Origin of the sequence: Rhizobium sp. K102, from assembly GCF_022385315.1 — a bacterium.
Taxonomy (GTDB): Bacteria; Pseudomonadota; Alphaproteobacteria; order Rhizobiales; family Rhizobiaceae; genus Rhizobium; species Rhizobium croatiense.
In genome coordinates this window covers 23,139-43,011 of sequence record NZ_CP092433.1, presented here as the reverse complement: position 1 = coordinate 43,011, position 19,873 = coordinate 23,139, and the positions used below count along the sequence as shown (strand labels likewise).

The 19,873-nt window shown below is 62.0% G+C and carries 13 protein-coding genes and 2 pseudogenes; 9 read left to right on the top strand and 6 right to left on the bottom strand.

Features of this window, described 5'->3' with window-relative positions:
- The first annotated feature begins 54 nt into the window (after positions 1 to 54).
- Positions 55 to 1,776: an ABC transporter substrate-binding protein gene (locus MHI61_RS02190; protein WP_239789360.1), complete on the top strand. Its 1,722-nt coding sequence runs from the start codon at positions 55 to 57 to the stop codon at positions 1,774 to 1,776.
- A 151-nt stretch (positions 1,777 to 1,927) separates the two neighbouring features.
- Positions 1,928 to 3,430 (top strand): glycerol kinase GlpK, encoded by a 1,503-nt coding sequence (gene glpK / locus MHI61_RS02185; RefSeq protein WP_239789359.1) that lies wholly within the window; start codon positions 1,928 to 1,930, stop codon positions 3,428 to 3,430.
- A 53-nt stretch (positions 3,431 to 3,483) separates the two neighbouring features.
- On the opposite strand, the gene MHI61_RS02180 is transcribed toward glpK, so the two are convergent.
- The 5 genes from MHI61_RS02180 to MHI61_RS02160 form a co-directional block, all read right to left on the bottom strand.
- Positions 3,484 to 4,392, bottom strand: coding sequence for an alanine--tRNA ligase-related protein (locus MHI61_RS02180; RefSeq protein ID WP_239789358.1), 909 nt, complete (start codon positions 4,390 to 4,392; stop codon positions 3,484 to 3,486).
- Between the two features lie 132 nt (positions 4,393 to 4,524).
- Positions 4,525 to 5,511, bottom strand: a complete 987-nt coding sequence (gene pdxA / locus MHI61_RS02175; protein ID WP_239789412.1) for a 4-hydroxythreonine-4-phosphate dehydrogenase PdxA — start codon at positions 5,509 to 5,511, stop codon at positions 4,525 to 4,527.
- A 30-nt stretch (positions 5,512 to 5,541) separates the two neighbouring features.
- Complete coding sequence (locus MHI61_RS02170; protein WP_239789357.1) at positions 5,542 to 6,675, bottom strand: iron-containing alcohol dehydrogenase; 1,134 nt, start codon at positions 6,673 to 6,675, stop codon at positions 5,542 to 5,544.
- A 347-nt stretch (positions 6,676 to 7,022) separates the two neighbouring features.
- Entirely contained in the window at positions 7,023 to 8,210 is a 1,188-nt protein-coding gene (locus MHI61_RS02165; RefSeq protein ID WP_239789356.1) for an exo-alpha-sialidase, read from the bottom strand.
- An 11-nt stretch (positions 8,211 to 8,221) separates the two neighbouring features.
- A complete protein-coding gene (locus MHI61_RS02160; protein ID WP_239789355.1) occupies positions 8,222 to 9,127 on the bottom strand; it encodes a dihydrodipicolinate synthase family protein in 906 nt (301 codons plus the stop codon).
- Between the two features lie 323 nt (positions 9,128 to 9,450).
- Between MHI61_RS02160 and MHI61_RS02155 the strand changes: the two genes are divergently transcribed.
- From MHI61_RS02155 to MHI61_RS02125, 7 genes and pseudogenes are all read left to right on the top strand, one after another.
- Entirely contained in the window at positions 9,451 to 11,088 is a 1,638-nt protein-coding gene (locus MHI61_RS02155; RefSeq protein ID WP_239789354.1) for an ABC transporter substrate-binding protein, read from the top strand.
- Between the two features lie 127 nt (positions 11,089 to 11,215).
- Positions 11,216 to 12,173, top strand: a pseudogene (locus tag MHI61_RS02150) (ABC transporter permease).
- Positions 12,174 to 12,175: 2 nt separating this feature from the next.
- Positions 12,176 to 13,134 (top strand): annotated as a pseudogene (locus MHI61_RS02145) (ABC transporter permease).
- Positions 13,131 to 14,138 (top strand): ABC transporter ATP-binding protein, encoded by a 1,008-nt coding sequence (locus MHI61_RS02140; RefSeq protein WP_239789353.1) that lies wholly within the window; start codon positions 13,131 to 13,133, stop codon positions 14,136 to 14,138. The pseudogene MHI61_RS02145 and the gene MHI61_RS02140 overlap by 4 nt, the downstream one beginning before the upstream one ends.
- Positions 14,138 to 15,130, top strand: a complete 993-nt coding sequence (locus MHI61_RS02135; RefSeq protein ID WP_239789352.1) for an oligopeptide/dipeptide ABC transporter ATP-binding protein — start codon at positions 14,138 to 14,140, stop codon at positions 15,128 to 15,130. Before MHI61_RS02140 ends, MHI61_RS02135 begins: the two co-directional genes overlap by 1 nt.
- On the top strand, positions 15,127 to 16,191 hold the full coding sequence (locus tag MHI61_RS02130) for a four-carbon acid sugar kinase family protein (protein ID WP_239789351.1): 1,065 nt from the start codon (positions 15,127 to 15,129) through the stop codon (positions 16,189 to 16,191). The genes MHI61_RS02135 and MHI61_RS02130 overlap by 4 nt, the downstream gene beginning before the upstream one ends.
- A 129-nt stretch (positions 16,192 to 16,320) precedes the next feature.
- Positions 16,321 to 17,085, top strand: a complete 765-nt coding sequence (locus MHI61_RS02125; RefSeq protein ID WP_064696735.1) for a FadR/GntR family transcriptional regulator — start codon at positions 16,321 to 16,323, stop codon at positions 17,083 to 17,085.
- A gap of 577 nt (positions 17,086 to 17,662) precedes the next feature.
- On the opposite strand, the gene MHI61_RS02120 is transcribed toward MHI61_RS02125, so the two are convergent.
- Complete coding sequence (locus tag MHI61_RS02120) at positions 17,663 to 19,645, bottom strand: protein-L-isoaspartate(D-aspartate) O-methyltransferase (RefSeq protein WP_239789350.1); 1,983 nt, start codon at positions 19,643 to 19,645, stop codon at positions 17,663 to 17,665.
- Between the last annotated feature and the right edge of the window lie 228 nt (positions 19,646 to 19,873).

The following is a 19,873-nucleotide window of genomic DNA, read 5'->3' as shown; positions in this document are numbered from 1 at the left end:
GGGTCCTTGGCCGCCTGAGTATGTGACTGCAATCGCAAACCCTGGGAGGATATTATGCGACGGCACTTATTGACGACGACAGCAGGCTTGCTGCTGGCAATGACCGCATCGGCCTATGCCGGCATGGACGAGGCGAAGACCTTCCTCGACAAGGAAGTCGGCGATCTCTCGACGCTTCCCCGCGCTGACCAGGAAAAGGAAATGCAGTGGTTCGTCGATGCCGCGAAACCCTTCGCCGGCATGGACATCAAGGTCGTTTCCGAAACGATCGCGACACACGAATATGAATCCAAGGTGCTGGCCCCGGCCTTCACCGCCATCACCGGCATCAAGATCACCCACGACCTGATCGGCGAAGGCGACGTCGTCGAAAAGCTGCAGACGCAGATGCAGTCGGGCGAAAACATCTATGACGCCTATATCAACGATAGCGACCTGATCGGCACCCATTGGCGCTACCAGCAGGCCCGCTCGCTGACCGACTGGATGGCCAACGAAGGCAAGGATGTCACCAACCCGGGCCTCGATGTCGATGACTTCATCGGCAAGTCTTTCACGACAGCGCCTGACGGCAAGCTCTACCAGCTGCCGGACCAACAGTTCGCCAACCTCTACTGGTTCCGCTACGACTGGTTCAACGACGAGAAGAACAAGGCGGACTTCAAGGCGAAGTACGGCTACGATCTCGGCGTGCCGGTCAACTGGTCGGCCTATGAGGACATCGCCGAGTTCTTCACCGGCCGCGAAGTCGACGGTAAGAAGGTCTATGGCCACATGGACTACGGCAAGAAGGATCCGTCGCTCGGCTGGCGCTTCACCGATGCCTGGCTGTCGATGGCCGGCAACGGCGACAAGGGCATTCCGAACGGCAAGCCGGTCGACGAATGGGGCATCAAGGTCGATGAGAACTCCCGTCCCGTCGGCTCGTGCGTCGCGCGCGGCGGCGATACCAACGGCCCGGCCGCTGTCTATTCCATCCAGAAATATCTGGACTGGATGAAGGCCTACGCACCGGCTGCCGCTCAGGGCATGACCTTCTCCGAATCCGGCCCCGTGCCTTCGCAGGGTGAAGTCGCCCAGCAGATGTTCACCTACACGGCCTTCACCGCCGATTTCGTCAAGGAAGGCCTACCGGTCGTCAATGCCGACGGCACGCCGAAATGGCGTTTCGCACCGAGCCCGCATGGCGTCTACTGGAAGGACGGCATGAAGCTCGGCTATCAGGATGCGGGTTCCTGGACGCTGATGAAGTCCACGCCCGACGATCGCGCCAAGGCGGCCTGGCTCTATGCCCAGTTCGTGACGTCGAAGACCGTCGACGTGAAGAAGAGCCATGTCGGCTTGACCTTCATCCGCCAGTCCACGCTTGATCATAAGTCCTTCACCGACCGCGCGCCGAAGCTCGGCGGCCTCGTCGAATTCTACCGTTCGCCGGCCCGCCTGCAGTGGTCGCCGACCGGTACGAACGTTCCCGACTATCCGAAGCTCGCACAGCTTTGGTGGCAGGCGATCGGCGACGCCTCTTCCGGCGCCAAGACGGCGCAGGAGGCGATGGACTCGCTGTGCTCCGAGCAGGAAAAGGTGCTCCAGCGCCTGGAACGCGCCAAGGTCCAGGGCGACATCGGCCCGAAGCTCGCCGAAGAGCATGATCTCGCTTATTGGAACGCCGATGCGGTGAAGAAGGGCAACCTCGCTCCGCAGCTGAAGATCGAGAACGAGAAGGACAAGCCGCTCACCGTCAACTACGACGAACTCGTCAAGAGCTGGCAGAAGTAAGGCGGACCCGGCCGGAGGCAACGAGGCCTCCGGCCATCCCTTCCTGCCACCGGCGACAAGCCGGTGGCACCCACAATCTATCTCTCATGAAACATCCGCGTCCTGCCGATCGCCGGCAGGCGGAGCGGTTTCGCGTGAGCCGGAGACGGATATGAGCGGCTATATTCTTTCGATCGATCAGGGCACAACGTCTTCGCGTGCGATCATCTTCGACGGCGACATGAAAATGGCAGGCTCCGCTCAGGCGGAGATCACGCAATATTATCCGCAGCCCGGTTGGGTGGAGCACGATGCCGCGGAAATCTGGCGCTCCGTCGTCGACACAGCGCGCAGGGCGATTGCCGATGCCGGTCTAGAGGCTGTCGACATAGCCGCGATCGGCATTACCAATCAGCGCGAGACGGCGGTCGTCTGGGATCGACGGTCGGGCGCTCCGCTTCACGGCGCGATCGTCTGGCAGGACCGGCGCACCGCCGAAATGTGCGAGAGCCTGAAAGCCGATGGGTATGAGAAGCTGTTTTCAGCCAAAACCGGCCTGTTGCTTGACCCCTATTTCTCCGGCACCAAGCTGCGCTGGCTGCTCGACAACGTCGGCGGCTTGCGGGAGAAGGCGGAAGCGGGCGATGTCTGCTTCGGCACGATCGACAGCTGGCTGATCTACAATCTGACGGGCGGCCGGGTTCACGCCACCGATGCGACCAACGCGTCGCGAACGCTGCTCTACAATATCGATGACGGCGCATGGGACGAGGAGCTTCTCGGTATTCTCGGTATTCCCCCAGCGATGCTGCCGCAGGTCAGGGAATGCGCCGATGATTTCGGCCGCGTCGACAAGGCTCTGTTCGGCGCCGAGCTTCCGATCCTCGGGGTCGCCGGCGACCAGCAGGCGGCGGCCGTGGGCAATGCCTGCTTCGAGCCCGGCATGATGAAATCCACCTATGGCACTGGCTGCTTCGCCCTGCTCAACACCGGCCGGGACCGTGTTTCTTCCTCCAACCGGATGCTGACGACCATCGCCTGCCGGCTCGACGGCGAGACGACTTATGCGCTCGAGGGCTCGATCTTCATCGCCGGTGCCGCCGTGCAATGGCTGCGCGACGGCCTCGGCATCATCGAGCAGGCGTCAGAGGCGGGGGTGCTTGCCGCCAAGGCCGATCCCGGACAGCAGGTCTATATCGTTCCGGCCTTCACCGGTCTCGGCGCCCCTTATTGGGATCCGGCTGCGCGCGGCGCGATCTTCGGCCTGACGCGAAACAGCGGGCCGGCGGAATTTGCCCGCGCCGTGCTCGAATCCGTCGCCTATCAGACGCTGGACCTGCTTGTGGCGATGAAGAAGGACTGGGGTGTCAACCAGCTGGAAACCGTGCTGCGAGTCGACGGTGGCATGGCGGCTTCGGACTGGACGATGCAATGCCTGGCTGACATGACCGGAAATCCGGTCGACCGGTCGGCGATACGCGAGACGACAGCACTTGGTGCGGCCTGGCTTGCCGGCTCGAAGGCCGGCATCTGGCCCGGCCGGCGGGAGTTTGCGCAAGCCTGGGCCCGCGACCGCCGCTTCAATCCTTCGATGGAGGAGGGCGAGCGTCAGGCCAAGATCATCGGCTGGAAGAATGCCGTATCGCGGATGATTTCGGATACCGTTGCGGGGTAAAGAGGGACGGAGTGGCTACAGGCCTCCCGCTTATCTCGGGAGGCCTGTTCACGCTATTCGTCGATCGTCTCACCGATGTCGGAGAGATCGATGCCATGGGTGTCGAACCACCAGCCGGGACTCATCCCCGGATGACGGTCGCGCAGGCGCAGATATTTAGCGCTGAGCCGCATCTGGCGTTCGATCTCTTCCGCGAAGAAGGGATGATCGAGTGTGCCGCCCATCTTGTGGATGCGACGGAGCAGTTTTCGTAGGACATATCCCTGCTCCTTGTTGCCAGGCCGGTAGCCGCTTTCCACGATTGTCAGCACCGTCTCGCACAATGTGCCGAGCGCATCGTCTGGCGGCGTGCCGGTGACGATCATGTCGAGACGCTCCGTGCCGAAGCCGACGTCGATGCAGGTTCCAAGCGGATTGACGATGTTTCCGATTTCGACGCCATCCTTGTAAAACTCGGTGCAGTATCCGCTGATGCTGCCATCGCTCCATATGCATTCCGGATCTGCAACGATGGTCGCACGCCCTTCATAGAGCGGCGTCCATTCGGCCAGACGGTCGGGATGGATCGTCACATGATCCGGCACGAGCCCCAGTGTTGCCAGAAATTCGAGCCAGAAGTCGATGGCGTTGCCGACGGTCATCTCCCTGAAGGAGAAAAGGCCGAGCATGGTGAAATGGAGAAGATGAGTTCCGTCGCCGATCTCGTCGAGGTCGCCCATGCGCAGGCAAGCCTGGCTGTTTGCGACTGTTCCACTATAGGACGGATCGGAGAAGAGGGGTTTGTATTGCTGCATTCCAGCGCTGCAGAAGAGCGTTGTATCGTCATGCGGCCGTACGGAATCAATGCGTGTGAAATCGATGCCCTTGGAAAGGCAGAAGTCTTGATAGTGCTGGATCAGGCGTCCCGCTGTGACATAGGCAACCTCCTTTGCTGTTCGTGCCTTTCTGCAAGATAGCGACATCACGCCTGTCCGGCAACTTGCGTCGGCGAGCATGCACGAACCGCCGTCTCTTCGGTCTATTCGCGAGGCGTTAGTAGAGGATTCCGTTTTCGCGAGGCGTGGGCGCCCTTCTTGTTTCCTCGGACGCTCCGATCACATCTCCCGCCGCGGTGAGCGCGCCATCAACCGGGCATAGGCGATGGCCGAGAGCATGTTGACGTGGTTGGCCTTGCCGGTGCCGGCAATGTCGAAGGCGGTGCCGTGATCGACCGAGACGCGATCGATCGGCAGGCCGAGCGAGACGTTGACCGCCGTTTCGAAGGCGACGAGCTTGATCGGGATGTGGCCCTGATCGTGATATTGGGCGATGACGAGGTCGAAGGCGCCATTATAGGCGCGAGCGAAGACCGTGTCGGCGGAGATCGGCCCGACGACGTCGATGCCCTTGGCCTGCGCCAGCTCGACCGCCGGCGCCAGGAATTCCATGTCCTCGGTGCCGAACAGGCCGTTTTCGCCGCAATGCGGATTGAGGCCGGCAACCGCGATGCGCGCCTTTTTGCCGAGACGCAGGAAATGATTGTGGCCGGCTTCGATGGTCGCCAGCACCCGCTCGGTCTTGGCCCGTTCGATCGCGCCCTTCAGCGAGATATGGGTCGAGACATGGATGGTGTTCAGCCGCTCTGAGGCGAGCAGCATGAAGGAGCTTTTCGAACCGGTGAGATGGGCGAGCAGCCCGGTATGGCCGTCATGGTGGTGGCCGGCGAGGTTCATCGCCTCCTTGTTGATCGGTGCGGTGACGATGACATCGGCTTGACCTGACATGGCGAGATCGACGGCACGGGTGATATAGCGCACCGACGCATCGCCGGCGATCGGGCTGACCTTGCCGATCTCGGGCAGGGCCGCGCCGAGCGGAACTTCATCGACGGCGACCTTGTCATCGCCGGGGGCATCGGCAGGCCCGAATTTCAGGCCGGTGCCGCTGACGCGGTCGGCGCGCTCCAACGCTTCGACATTGCCGATGATGACGAAATCGCGGCGCTCGTCGCTCGGAAGAGCCGCCAGGGCCTTGACGATCACCTCTGGGCCGACGCCGGCGGGATCACCGAGCGTGACGGCGACTTTCGCATTCCTGTCCATCATCAAAGTCCCTTCTGAAAACCGTGCCGCCTAAAAGGCGGCTGCGTAAATCGAGCGAATGTCGGCGCGCGTGAGGTCGCGCGGATTGTTGTCGAGCAGGCGCCGGATGGCAAAAGCGTCGTCGGCCATGGCGTCGAGATCGCTTTCCGGCACGCCGAGCCCTGACAGTTTCATCTCGATGCCGAGCTCGGCGCAGAAAGCATAGGCCGCATCGAAGACGGATGCAGTGTTTTCCGAGGTTTGACGCCCAAGCGCTTCCATCACCGCTTTCGTCTTCTCCGGTGCGGCCGGCGTGTTGAAGGCGAGAACATGCGGGAAGATCAGCGCATTGGCCGCACCATGCGCGACATGCCAGCGCGTGCCGAGCGGATAGGCAAGCGCATGGCCGCCGGCGGTGTTGACCGGGCCGAGGCAGAAGCCACCGTAAAGCGAGGCGAGCGACAGGCCGGCGCGCGCTTCGGCGTCGTCGCCGTCCCTGACGGCGCGGGCGAGATATTTGCCGACCAGCCGCGTTCCCTCGATCGCGTAGATATCGATCATCGGATGAGCCTTGCGATTGGTGAAGGCCTCGACGCAATGCGCCATGGCGTCGACGCCGGTAGCGGCGGTGGTGCGGGCCGGCACGCTGAAGGTCAGCGCCGGATCGATGACGGCGATGTCGGCGAGCATATGCAGGCTTTCGACGGCAAGCTTCGCCATCGTCCTGGGGTCGGTGACGAGCGCGCGGATGCCGGCCTCGCTGCCGGTGCCCGATGTCGTCGGCACCTGGGCAAGCGCTGCCTTGCGCGGTCCATGTACCTTGTTCGGGCCGACGACGTCATGCAGCGTCTGCGCCGAGCCGGCAAGAACGGCGGCAAGCTTTGCCAGATCCATGGCGCTGCCGCCGCCGAAGCCGACGATCAGCTCGGCGTCGGCGCCGTTCGCCGCCGCCAGAACTTTTTCGAGGTTGGCCGTATCCGGCTCGGGCGTCACGTCGGCAAAGACCGTCACCTCGCCCTTTAATTCCAGCAGGTCGATGCGCGAGGCATTGAAAGCGTCGGAGATGACAAGCGTGCGCCTATAGCCTTTTTCGGCGGCCCATTTGCCGAGCTTTGCCGCAGTGCCGATGCCGAATTCGATCAGAGGCGGCCGAACGATCGTGATTGGCGAATCCAAGCTGGCCATGAACCAGTCCTCCTGCAAGCCTTGCGGCGATAGTGTTACCCCATTTATTGTAAAGTTGTAATCTCAATGTCAAGCCAGCATTCCCGGCCGGGGGATATTTTATTGCCGAGCATGCCGCAGAACAAGGTTTCAGCGGATCGCGACACGTAAATATATTATTATAAATCAAATATTTAAGATGCTGCCGGGAGGAAGCGGACAGTGAAGGGCCAGCCGCCATCACGTCGGTGGCGGCGAGCCCAAATCTGTTATCAAATCCTCGGCGTAACCGGCCAATCTCTCTGTATTCTGCATCCCCTCACGCCGGATCGAGCAAGCAGATTTACAAATCCAGGCCGGCATCTTGCTTACGGCAGCGCTTGCGGGGCGAGCCGCACATATTTGATGGCGCGCCGGTAATAGGTGTAGGCGACATGGAGCGTGCCATCGCTGCCCTCAATGACCGAGGGGTAGGAGAATTCGCGGTTCAGCGAATCCTTGGAATTGTTGCTGAGGCAGAAGCCGTCGCCCGTATCGAGATCCATGCGATGCCGAAAGGTCCTGCCGCCATCCCTCGAGATAGCTAGGCTGAGCGGCGCGCGCGGAACACCCCAGACCGCCTTGCGGCCGGCATCGGCAACGATAGCAGCGCTCTCTCCGGCTTCGTCACCCTCGATTTCGTCGTAGAGAGACTGGCGTCGCGCATCCGACATCGTCGCATTCGAATGGTTGTAAAGCATTGCAATCCCTCCATTATCCAGAACGGTGGCCTGGATCGAGGAGTTGTTGTTCGGCAGTTCGGTCGGCTCTGGCGGGCTCCACGTTTCGCCGCCATCCGCCGATCGGCTCGAAAGTATGGTTTCGGCGAAACGATTGCGGTAGAAGGCGATCATCTCGTCGCCCCCAAGCGACAGGATGTTCATGTGTACGGCGCCGATGCTGTCCGAAATATCGACCATTTGCCAGTGCGCGCCGCCGTCGCGCGAGATCAGCACCGCTGCCGTATCGGCATCGCCGCTCCAGCGTTGGCCCTCAAGGCCGACGCAGCGGAAGATCGGCAGCAGCCAGTCGCCCCGGTCGTTGACGACGATCTGTTGGCGAACGAAGGTACCGGGGCTGTCGCAGAGGATTTGGACCGGGCCGAATGTCTTGCCGCCGTCATCGGATATCCGGCATTTGACAATCGAGCCATCCTGGTTGCCTGAGGTCTGCGATGTGTAGAGCAGCCATATCTTTCCGTCCGGAGCGTTGAATATCAACGGGTTCTGCTCGGATTTCTCAGGATCGTCGCTCATTTTTTCCGCTTCCGACCAGCGATCGGAGCCCGGCGCCAGCCGCGACATGTAAATCGAAATGTCGCCCATGCCCTCCATCGTGCCGCCGAACCAGACGCAGGTCAGCGTCCCGTCGGGCAGAAAGGCGAGATTTGCTGCATGGTTCTGGATGCAGGGCGAGGGCAGGTAGGCATCGGCGCGGCCTGCGACAGAGGGGTGAGGGGTGACGGTCCCGGTCATCAGAGCGGGTACGGCTTCCGGAGGCAGGCCGGTAAATGTCATGGCGGATCTCCTCAGGGCAGTTTGGCGTAGCTGTCGGCGAGTGCGGCATAATCCGCCTCGGCGAGCGGCATCAGCGGCGCGCGCGTGCGCTTCCAGGCGGGATTGCCGGTCTTCAGCCCGACCATTGCCTTGATGGTCGGGATCTGGACATAGGAGTTGGACAGCGTGCGATAGGCGTTGATGCGCGCCTGCGCCGCCTCGACATCGGCGGCGCGCGCCTCGTCATGGACATGGTCGTAAACGGTGCGAAGCGAATCCGCCACCAGATTGGAGGTGGCGGTGATGCAGCCGGCGCCGCCGGCCTTCATCAGCGGCAGCAGCAGCGGATCGGCGCCGGCCAGGACAGAAAAGCCGGGATGAGCGGCGATGATTGCCTGCATGTTGTTGAAATCCCCGGCCAATTCCTTGATGCCGACGACGGTTTCCGGGAAGGCCGCAATCAGCCGGCCGATCAGCGGAATGGACAGCGGAATGCCCGAAACCTGCGGGATATGATAAAGGATGACCCGCAGGCGGGTGTCGGCGACCTTTTCCAGCACTTGCGAATAGGCAGCGAAGAGGCCGTCGTCGGAGACGCCCTTGTAATAAAAGGGCGGCAGCATCACCACCTTGGTGACACCGAGCGACAACGCGTGCCGTGTCAGTTCCACGGTCTCCGGAATGGCGACGACGCCGGTGCCCGGCAAAAGCCTGTCGGCCGGAATGCCGGCCTTCACAGCCGCTTCCAGAATGGCGCGCCGCTCGCTACAGGAGAAGGAATTGGCCTCACCGGTCGTGCCGAGCAGGGCCACGCCATGACATCCCTCGGCCAGCAGCTGCCGGCAATGGTCGGTGAAAAGCGCGAAATCAGGCGTGTTGTCAGCCGTCAGCGGCGTTGCGGCCGCGCTGAAGACGCCGGTGATCCTGTGATGGCTCATTTCTCCTCCTTCGGTGCGTCCTGGCTTGGCGATCCGTGTCCGAACCGCGCGACTGCGCCCGATTGTCATGCATCTGTCTGCGATGGAGTGCTAAGAACTTTTCCATTGCGGCGCTTTTGTCAATAAGACAAAATGGCTTGACGTGAAGCCGAAAATTTATCTTATTGTAATTATTGTTCTTTTTTTATAGATAAATTTTGTTCTAATGAAAATCATGATTTTTTGTTGACATATTTACAATAACGATAGAACGATAGGCGACGGATTGTGCTGCGCCTGGCAGCGCAGGGAGAGCGCTGCCGATTTCACCTGGGAGGAATGCCATGTCTTTTGATCAATCGGATAAAACCAATCTATCGCGCCGCAACGCGCTGAAGCTCGGCCTTGCCGCCGGCGTCGGGCTGACCGTATTCGGGATGAATGCCCGCATCGTGCTCGCCGACGAAGGCCAGGTCCTGAATGTCGCCCATCCGGCCTTCGACCAGGATTGGTCGCCGTTGCGCGGCGGCGGCAGAACGTTCCGCTGGAACTCGATCTGGTGGGCTTCGCCGATGTATTTCGACAGTCAGGGCAATATCAAGCCCTACGTCTTCACCAGCTGGGAATCGGCCGACAACACAGTCTGGACCTTCAAGATCGACCCGAAGGCCGTCTTCTCCGACGGCAGCAAGATCACCTCGGCCGACGTCAAGGGATCGTGGGAAGTCGCCTCGATGCCGAACACCAAGAGCCAGCGCGCCGACCAGGTGCTGAGCAAGGTCAAGGGTTATGCCGAAATCGCCGCCGGCTCGGGCAACGAGCTCACCGGTGTCGCGACGCCAGACGAGGGAACTGTGGTGGTGACGCTGGCTGCCGCCGATCCGATCTTCTTCATGCGTCTCGCCAATCACATCGCACCGATCACCAAGGCGTCGCAGTCGCGCGGCAGCGACGGCGAGGAGATCATCGACTGGTACAAGCCGGAGAACAATCCGGTCTTCTCCGGCCCGTTCAAGCTGACGAGCATCGATATCGATGCAGGCAAGATCACATTCGAACCGAATGAGAACTTCTTTGGGCAGAAGCCGAAGCTTGCCCGCATCGACATCACCTCGATCGAGGACAATGTCACCGCCACGTCGCTGATCAAGTCGGGCGAGTTCAACGCCCATACCGAGCTCGTCACCTCGACGATCATCCAGGATCTCGGCCCGGAATTCTCGGCCGGCCCGCTGATCCCGACCAGCCAGCACTTCTGGTTCAACATCTCCCGCGCGCCGATGGACGATCCGAAGGTGCGCCAGGCGCTGATCATGGCGGTCGACCGCGAGGGCCTGTTCAAGGCGTCCTATCCGGATGGGCCGCACAAGAAGGCCGACCAGATCCTCAACTCGGTTCCCGGCGCCGACAATTCCGGCTTCGAGCCCTTTCCCTATGATCCGGCAGCCGCAAAGAAGCTGCTTGCCGAATCGAGCTATGGCGGGCCCGAGCGCCTGCCGAAGATCCTGTTCGTCGGAATTTCGGCGCCGGCCATTCAGGCCGCCGCCCAATTCATCGCCGAGCAGTGGCGCCAGAACCTCGGCATCACTGCCGTCGACATGAAGCCGCAGCAGGACTCCTATGCCGGTCCGGATCAAAACTCGGTCCAGATCTTCCGCGACGACGTCGGCACCCGTGTTCCCGACGCCGTCTCCTATCTCACGGGCAGCATCGCCTCGACCTCGTCGAACGCGCAGAACAAGCTCGGCGGATACAAGAACGACAAGGTCGACGGCGCCCTTGCCGAAGCGGCGACCAAGGCTGCGGATGATCCACAGCGCGTTGCTCTCGCCCAGGAAGCCCAGAAGGCGTTCCGCGAGGATTGGGCCTTCATTCCATGGTATTCTCAGGCGATGTCGCGCTGGGCCACCAAGGAGGTCAAGGGACTCGAGAAGAACCTCGACTGGCAGATCGCCGAACCCTGGAACATCTCCATCGGCTGATTGGGAATTATCGTTCCTGGCAACAAGCGCGCGAAGGCTGCAAGGCCTTCGCGCAAGTTTCAAGACGAAGAGATGCGATCTGCCTGGCTTTAGGACGGACCGCATCGACAACAGGTGGGAGGTGGCCTTGCTGCGCTACGTGCTAACCCGGTTTGCCATCTGGATTCCGTCCGTTCTGGTGGTGATGCTGGCCGTTTACGCGCTGGCCTTCTATGGCGCCGGCGATCCGATCAAGCTGATCTTCCTGCGCGCGCCGGGCGACGTCGCCTATAATCCGCAGCGCATCGAAGCCATCCGTGAAAGTGCCGGCCTCAACAGGCCCTTCATCGAGCAGTTCGGCCTTTACATCTGGAACCTGCTGCACGGCCAGTTCGGCAATTCGCTGACCTCGGGCCGCGCGGTCTGGGCGATGGTCTCGGCCGCCGCACCCGTCTCCTTCCAGCTTGCCCTCTGTTCCATCATTCTGACGGCCCTCGTCGCAATCCCGCTCGGCATGATCGCCGCGCTGAACCAGAATTCCCGCCTGGACTACGCCATTCTCGGCTCGGCGCTCTTCCTCTGGGCGATCCCGGCCTATGTCGCCGGGCCGCTGCTGATGGTCGGCCTGATCGTGCTCTTGCCGGGTGCCAGCGTGCCCTATGGCTGGGGCGGCATCCTCGATGTCCGCATCCTGCTGCCGCTGTTCGTGCTGTCCTTCCAGCCGATCGCTTTGATCGTGCGCCAGACCCGGGCCGCCGTCATCGAAGTGCTGTCGGAGGATTTCGTCCGCACCGCCCGCGCCAAGGGCGTGCCGGAGATCATCGTGGCGCTGCGCCATATCCTGAGGCCGGTGCTGACGCCTGTCGTGACGCAGCTCGGCCTGATCATGATCACCATCGTCAACGGCGCGATCTTCGTCGAACTGGTCTTCGGTCTGCCGGGGCTCGGACGCCTGACGGTGCAGGCGCTGATCAATTCCGACTATCCCGTCATCCTGGCCATCACGCTGATCGGATCGTTCCTGGTGATGGTGTCGAACCTGCTGGTTGACGTGCTCTATCCGCTGCTCGACCCCCGCGCCAATCGATTCAAGAAGGAGCCGCTGACCATGTCCGCAATCCCTCTTTCCCCACCGAGACCACCGAGGAACCGCCGGTCAGCCTGTGGCGCGATGCCTGGCATCGGCTGCGGCGCAACAAGCTCGCGATCTTCGGTCTCATCGTCGTCCTGATCCTCGCCTTCACGGCGGTCTTCGGACCTTATCTCACGCCTTACGACTATCTGAGCCAGGATCTCAATGCCCGCAACGCGCTGCCGTCGATGAGCCATCTCTTCGGCACCGACGACCTCGGTCGCGACGTCTTCAGCCGCGTGGTGTTCGGCACGCGGACCGCTTTCCTCGTTGCCGTCATCGTCACCTTCTTCGCGGTGTTGATCGGCCTGACGCTCGGTGCCGTGGCCGGCTTCTTCGGCAATCCCTTCGACCGCGCCATCATGTGGCTGACCGACGTGACGATGTCGGTTCCCAACCTGCTGCTCGTCGTCGTCATCAACGCCTCGCTGAAGTCGCCGATCACCCGCTGGATGGAGGCGCGCTACCTTGAGACCCTCAATCCCTTCTACCGCCAGACGATATGGGTGGATTTCATCCTCGTCTTCGGGTCGATGGCGCTGATCTCCTGGCCGCCATACGCGCGCCTGGTGCGCGCCCAGGTGCTGTCGATCCGCAGCCGGCCTTATATCACCGCTGCCCAGGCGCTCGGCCTGTCGAACTGGGTCATCATCAAGCGTTATGTGGTGCCGAATGCGCTCGGGCCGCTGATCGTCTCGGTCAGCGCCGGCCTCGGCACGGCGATGGTGCTGGAAAGCGCCTTCAGCTTCCTCGGCGTCGGGGTCAATCCACCGACGCCCAGCTGGGGCAACATGATCTCGGACGGCCTTCGCGTCTGGCAGCATTATCCGCATCTTCTCGCCGCTCCGGCGGCCGTGCTCGGCCTTGCCTCGGTTGCCTTCAGCTTCCTTGGCGACGGCCTCAACGACGCGCTCAACCCGCGGGGCAGCAAATGATGGACACGCAAAACAGAGAACGCTTGCTCGATGTCAGGGGGCTTACCGTCGAAATCGATGGCCGCAACGGCCCGGCCGTCGTCGTCGACGGCATCGACCTCCATGTCGACAAAGGCGAAACCTTGGGCGTCGTCGGCGAATCCGGTTGCGGCAAAAGCCTCACTATGCTGAGCCTGATGCGGCTTCTGCCGAACAAGATCAAGGTCGCCAAGGGAACGGCCACCTTCGCCGGCCGCGACCTGCAGACGATGTCGAATGCCGAGCTGCGCAAGGTGCGCGGCGGCGATATCGGCTTCGTCTTCCAGGATCCGATGACCTCGCTCAATCCCGTCATGCGCGTCGGCGACCAGATCAGCGAGCCGCTGATCTATCACCGCAAAATGAAGAAGGCCGAGGCTCGCGCCCGCGCTGTCGAACTCCTGCGCCTCGTCGGTATTCCCGGCCCGGAAGAGCGGCTGCAGGCTTTTCCGCACGAGCTTTCCGGCGGCATGCGCCAGCGCGTGATGATCGCGATCGGCCTTGCCTGCAATCCCAAGCTTCTGATCGCCGACGAGCCGACGACGGCGCTCGACGTCACCATTCAGGCCCAGATCGTCGATCTGGTGAAGGATTTGCGCGCCAAGCTCGGCATGTCCGTCGTCTGGATCACCCACGACCTGGCATTGATCGCCGGCCTCGTCGATCGCGTCGCCGTACTTTACGCCGGCACGGTCGTCGAGGACGCCCCGGTCGACGAACTCTATGCCCGGCCGAGCCATCCCTATACGCGCGGCCTGCTCTCCTCGATCCCGAAACTGTCAGATCCGCCGGCAAGCCGGCTGAGCTCGATCGGCGGCACGCCGCCGGAGCCCGGCCGCCGGCCGAAGGGATGCCCCTTTGCACCGCGCTGCCCGCTCGTCGAGGCGATCTGTCACGAGAAGGTGCCGCGGCTCGAACCCTTGAGCGGCAGCAGCAATCATCGCGCCGCCTGTTTCGTCGTCCAGAGAATGCAGGAGGCCGCGTGATGGCTGCGCAACCGCTGCTCAAGGTCGAAAATCTGGTCAAGCATTTCCACGTCAAGCTCGGCGCCTTCGGCCAACGCTCTGCAACCGTCTATGCGCTCGACAATGTCGATCTCGACATCATGGAAGGCGAAACGCTGAGCCTCGTCGGCGAATCCGGCTGCGGCAAATCGACGACCGGCTTCACCATCCTCAACCTCTACAAGGCAACCAGCGGCAGGGTGGTCTACAAGGGCCAGGATCTCGCCAAGCTTGATGAAAAGCAGATGCGGCCGTTCCGCCGCGACCTGCAGATCGTCTTCCAGGACCCCTATTCGACGCTCAATCCGCGCATGACGGTTGGCGAGGCGATCGGCGAGCCGATCCTCTTTCACAAGCTGTGCACCAAGGCCGAGCTCGAGGAGAGAGTGGCGACGCTGCTCACCGATGTCGGCCTGCCGACACGTTTTGCCCAGCGTTACCCGCATGAGCTTTCCGGCGGCCAGCGCCAGCGCGTCGTCATCGCCCGGGCGCTCGCCTGCCAGCCGAAATTCATCGTCTGCGACGAGGCGATCTCGGCGCTCGACGTGTCGATCCAGGCGCAGATCATCAACCTGCTGCTCGATCTGCAGGAGAAATACGGACTGACCTATCTTTTCATCGCCCATGACCTTGCCGTGGTGCGCCATATCAGCACCCGCGTCGGCGTCATGTATCTCGGGCGGCTCGCCGAACTCGCGACCCGCGAGGAACTCTTCGACAACCCGCTGCATCCCTATACAAAGGCGCTGTTGTCGGCCGTTCCGGAGACCGATCCGGAGCATGAGCGCACCCGTCAACGCCAGATCCTGCAGGGCGACGTGCCGAGCCCGCTGAACCCGCCTTCCGGCTGTCGTTTCCACACGCGCTGCCCGATCGCCATGGATGTTTGCAGCAAGGTCATTCCTGTCTGGAAGGAAGCCAAGCCCGGCCACCTCGTCGCCTGCCACGCCGTCAATACGGGTGAGATCGCATGACACTGAAGGCCGTGATCATCGCCGACGATTTGACGGGCGCGCTCGATACCGGCACCCCTTTCGCCGCGGCCGGCCTCTCAGTCGCAGTCGCCGTCGATGTCGGAGCGGCGCAGGATGCGATCGCCACCGCCTGCGATGTCGTCGTCGTTAATACCGCCTCGCGCGCCCTTGGCGAGCGCGATGCCGCCGAAAAGGTCCGATGGGCGGCGAAGGTGTTTCAGGACGTGAAGCCTGACGTCGTCATGAAGAAGATCGACTCCCGGCTGAAGGGCAATGTCGCGGCCGAAAGCCTGGCGCTTGCGGATGCGCTCGGCCTGAAGAATATCCTCGTCGCGCCTGCCATTCCCGATCAGGAGCGCCTGACCTACCGGGGCTGTGTCGTCGGCCGCGGCGTCAACAAGCCGTTGCCGATCGCCGATCTGTTCGAGAGCCGTGGTGACAATGTTGTCGTAGCCGATGCCGAGGACGATGCCGATCTCGATCAGATCGTCGCGGGTCATGTCTGGCTGACGACGCTCGGCGTCGGTGCGCGCGGCCTCGGTGCGGCATTCGCCCGCCGGCTCGGCGAAACCGGGCGGCGGCCGGTGACGGAATTTACGCCGACCCCGCGCACGCTGTTTGCCTTTGGTTCGCGCGATCCGATCACCGCCGCCCAGATGAACCGGCTCGAAGCCTCCGGCGCCTTGCGTATGGTGGTGGACGCGCCGATGGGGCAGATTGAATGCGGGGAGGGGCTGGCGCTGCCGGTGCTGCTGCGCTGCACCGGTGACATGGCGGCCGATGCGGCGCTCGTCGCCGGTGACTTTGCGGCCGGTGTCAAAAGGGTGATCGACGATACGAGGCCCGATATGCTGATGGTCGGTGGTGGCGATACGGCGCTGGCAATTCTCCACGCGCTTGACGTGAAGGTGCTCACGCCGAAGGGCGAAATCGAGGCCGGCATTCCCTGGTTCGATGTGACGGCCGCCGACGGGCGGCCTTTTCGGTGCGCCGTCAAGTCAGGGGGCTTCGGCAATTCCGATAGTTTGCTAAGACTGGTTCTTCGGAATCAGGCGGCCTAGAACAGGATGATTTCAGGCCGAGTCGCCTGAAATCACCCTGTTCTCAATTCAAAGAGTTAGAGCATGATGTCGCCCGAAAACCGCTCACACTTTTCGGCATCATGCTAAGATACCGTCGGGGAGAATGACGTGACTGAAGCGAATGGCGAATCTTTGAACGCGGAAGCCGGCCCGCCGGGCAAGCCCGAACGCGGCAAGGCCGTCAAGCTGGTCGATCGCGTCTTCGACCAGCTGCTCGAGCGGATCCGCGGCGGAAACTATCCGCCGGATTCACGCCTTCCCGGCGAACACGAACTTGCCTCGATGCTCGGTGTTTCCCGGCCGATCGTCCGCGATGCGCTGGCGCGCCTGCGCGACCAGGGCATGGTCTATGCCCGCCAGGGAGCCGGCACCTTCGTCAGCGCCCATGGCTCGCCCACGACACAGCTTGCCTATTCGCCTGTTAAGACCATCGCCGATATTCAGCGCTGCTACGAATTCCGCCTGACCATCGAGCCGGCCGCCGCCTATTTCGCCGCCAAGCGCCGCAATGAGCAGGCGATCCAGAAAATCGCCAGCGCCCTTGCGGACCTGCGCGAGGCGACCAGCCATCAGCTTCACCGCACCGATGCCGATTTCATCTTCCATCGCGCGGTGACCGAGGCTGCCAACAACCATTATTACACTGCCTCGATCGATGCATTGAAAGCGCATATCGCCGTCGGCATGCATCTTCACGGCCTCTCCCTGCTTGGCCCCCGCCAGGGGCTGGAACAGGTCTACGAAGAGCATAACGCCATCTACAAGGCCATTGCCGATGGCCGGGCCGACGATGCGCAAAGACTGATGAAGGCACATCTCGAAGGCTCCCGGGACCGTCTGTTTGAGGGCAGGGTGCTCGACTTGTCCTTCTGAAGGGGCATGGAGAGCGGGTTTGCCCCGAACGATGCATGGCGCAGATCGTGGCTTGCCGCCGCGACGCGGGGTCGTCGTAGCGGGTCCGGCACAGAGCATTGGTAGGCCGACGGGCTGATGATCGCTCGGTACGCTATGGTCTGAGGTGACCCCAGGACGGATCCCACACAACGTCTTCGACAAGATCGACGAAGATCGGGGCACCGTTGGTGTCGCGATGGGTTTCAGCCAGCCTGAAGGCTGCTTCCGGTTCCATTTCCTCGCCGGGAAAGATCGTATCGTCGTGGTCCGTGTCTGCGACCTTGCTGACGTATCCCCTGATCTGGCTTCCCGATCGATAGAGCTTGACGATCAGCGACCCGGCCGGGAGGGGCCCGCGGAATAGTTGACATATTCAGGCATGTCTGCCGCCTCCTCATTCGGCTTCGTACCAGTGCGCCGGATCCTGATTTTCGCGGCGTCTCCGAGTGAGGCGACAACCAAATGCTTCAAATGGATCTGCTGGGGCGATCAACCACCAAACTTGCGGATGCGCAGAGAGTTCCCGCTCTATCGCGTCGATCGATTCCGCCTCGCTCTAGAAACCGAAGGGGAAGGTTTCCTGAACGCCCGTCCCGGACTGCCGAGCGACGAGTGGCGAAAGCGCGCGCGTTTCATCGAACCAGAGGAAGGCGTCGTATTGCCGCGACAGCGATGCCGACATGTAGTGGCTCAGCCGTTCGGTTTCCGGCCTGTAGATCACCCCTATGAAACGCTGAAGCCGCTGTTCGACCAAGCTTGCGTGCAATTCCTCATCGGCCCTGAGATCGAGAAGAAATCGCGGCTTTGCCGTGTCGTGACATAAACGCTCGCAGCTCTCCGGAAGCGACGGGTTCATCTGTTTCGCCTCCGCCTCCCCGTCCCAATCGTCAGCGGCGATCACCTTGCCGCAATGTGTTCCCAGCCCTACGAGGCTCGTCATCTCGTTGAAGCGCTGCCGGCATAGCTGGCCGAGGCTCAGTTCGTCACGGGCGGTTGCCATATCCGTGTAGCGGGCGTCGCCGATGTGGGAGTTGTGAGCCCATATGATGATCTTTGCTGCTGGTCCGTGAAAGTCGAGAAGATGCTCGACGGTGTCGGCCATATAGGTGTCGCGCAGGTTCCATGCCTGCGCACCGCCGTAATACATAATGCGATAATATCGTTCGGCGGCGGCGAGCAGTCTTGCGGACTGGACGGCGTTTAGAAAATCATCGTCATCTGAGGCCGCATTATCCAGCGATCGCGTCAAAAGCTCCGTGCATTGCTTCAGCACCGCATCCTCGCATGATCGATAAGCTTCGGTCAGCACGGCCCGACCATAGGTCGCGGGATTGCTCTGCCAGGGACTGAGGCAGCCATAGCGTTCCCTGGCAATCTTGGCGGTTTCCGGGCTGACATTTTCGAGATAGTCGAGGACGGAGCGGATCGACCCGGACATATTATAGAGATCCAGGCCGTAAAACCGCACCGGATCCTTGTGCGACGCTTTGCGCCGTTCGTTTTCCTCCTTCATCCAGCCGATGAACCGCGAAAACTCCCGGTTCCGCCACATCCACTTGGGAAAGCGGCCGAACGGCTGTCTGTCTCCCGGTGCCCGACCATTTATCCAGTGGTCAATGGCGGCCGCATCCGGCCAATCCGCTTCGACTGCAATGAGATTGAATCCGTGATGATCGATAAGATGCCGGCTGATGGCAGCCCGCGTTTCATAAAATTCGGCGGTGCCATGGGTGGATTCGCCAAGCAAAACGATGCGGCTGTCGGCAAAACGATCAAAAAGGGCGGCAAAGCTGTTGTCGTCGATCGAGGAAAATTCTTCAGCCGCGGCCGAGATGAGTTTGCTGGATGTTTCCTCTGTGCGCGATGACGGGGCTGTCGCCGTATACATCGGATGGGCAGTAGTCCAGGCATCCTCGCCGATCAACGGGACGAAAAGGACGCCGCCCAGATCTTCCTCCTCGAAGGTGGATGCCCCTGTGCGCGTGATGCGTTTCAGGCGCTGTTCGTCGCTGCGGCCGACCGGGATGATGAGCCGTCCACCGAGATCCAGCTGCTCCTTCAGGGCAGTGGGCACCTCGGGTGCGCCAGCGGAAACGATAATCGCGTCGAAAGGAGCGGCGTTCGCCCAGCCCTTGCTGCCGTCGCCCACCCGGACGTCGATATTGCCGTATCCCAGCTTTTCAAACCGGTCTCTGGCTTGGAGCGCCAGCCGTTCATGGCGTTCGATGGTATAGACGTGCCTGGCGATCCGGCTGATGAGGGCCGAGGCGTAGCCGGAACCGGTTCCGACCTCGAGCACCTTGTCGCCCGCACCCAGATCGGCCTTCTCGATCATCAGAGCGACGATGAAAGGCTGCGAGATCGTCTGACCCTCGCCGATCGACAAGGGCGCATCCTCATAGGCGAATTCCTCGAAGCCCGGATCGACGAATTTCTCGCGCGGCACTATGCGCATCGCCCTGGTGACGCTTTGATCGCGAATGCCGCGACGCACCACATGGTGTTCCACCATGTGGTCTCGCATGCGGTTCATATCCATGGGATCACCTCCACTCCAGGAGAAAACAGCCGAAAGCAGGTGGTTGTTCCGAAGCAGTGGCACCGATGGCCTGGGTTCGCTTGCCGCCACGGTTTTCCCACGCACCGCATCGCTGCGCCCGTCAGCACGACATCGATTTCCGACACGCGCCAGAGGCGGTATCGAACGTCTCCGCGCTGTCCGGCGGATCGCGGACCATTTGGTGATCCGAGTGGAGCGCCGGCGAAA

What these genes read in the sequence shown, in the direction of transcription:
- MHI61_RS02160 (WP_239789355.1), bottom strand. Translation starts at nt 9,127, where the DNA reads ATGAGCCATCACAGGATCACCGGCGTCTTCAGCGCGGCCGCAACGCCG.
- MHI61_RS02140 (WP_239789353.1), top strand. Translation starts at nt 13,131, where the DNA reads ATGATGGACACGCAAAACAGAGAACGCTTGCTCGATGTCAGGGGGCTT.
- glpK (WP_239789359.1), top strand. Translation starts at nt 1,928, where the DNA reads ATGAGCGGCTATATTCTTTCGATCGATCAGGGCACAACGTCTTCGCGT.
- MHI61_RS02180 (WP_239789358.1), bottom strand. Translation starts at nt 4,392, where the DNA reads ATGTCGCTATCTTGCAGAAAGGCACGAACAGCAAAGGAGGTTGCCTAT.
- MHI61_RS02155 (WP_239789354.1), top strand. Translation starts at nt 9,451, where the DNA reads ATGTCTTTTGATCAATCGGATAAAACCAATCTATCGCGCCGCAACGCG.
- MHI61_RS02120 (WP_239789350.1), bottom strand. Translation starts at nt 19,645, where the DNA reads ATGGATATGAACCGCATGCGAGACCACATGGTGGAACACCATGTGGTG.
- MHI61_RS02135 (WP_239789352.1), top strand. Translation starts at nt 14,138, where the DNA reads ATGGCTGCGCAACCGCTGCTCAAGGTCGAAAATCTGGTCAAGCATTTC.
- MHI61_RS02130 (WP_239789351.1), top strand. Translation starts at nt 15,127, where the DNA reads ATGACACTGAAGGCCGTGATCATCGCCGACGATTTGACGGGCGCGCTC.
- MHI61_RS02170 (WP_239789357.1), bottom strand. Translation starts at nt 6,675, where the DNA reads ATGGCCAGCTTGGATTCGCCAATCACGATCGTTCGGCCGCCTCTGATC.
- pdxA (WP_239789412.1), bottom strand. Translation starts at nt 5,511, where the DNA reads ATGGACAGGAATGCGAAAGTCGCCGTCACGCTCGGTGATCCCGCCGGC.
- MHI61_RS02190 (WP_239789360.1), top strand. Translation starts at nt 55, where the DNA reads ATGCGACGGCACTTATTGACGACGACAGCAGGCTTGCTGCTGGCAATG.
- MHI61_RS02165 (WP_239789356.1), bottom strand. Translation starts at nt 8,210, where the DNA reads ATGACATTTACCGGCCTGCCTCCGGAAGCCGTACCCGCTCTGATGACC.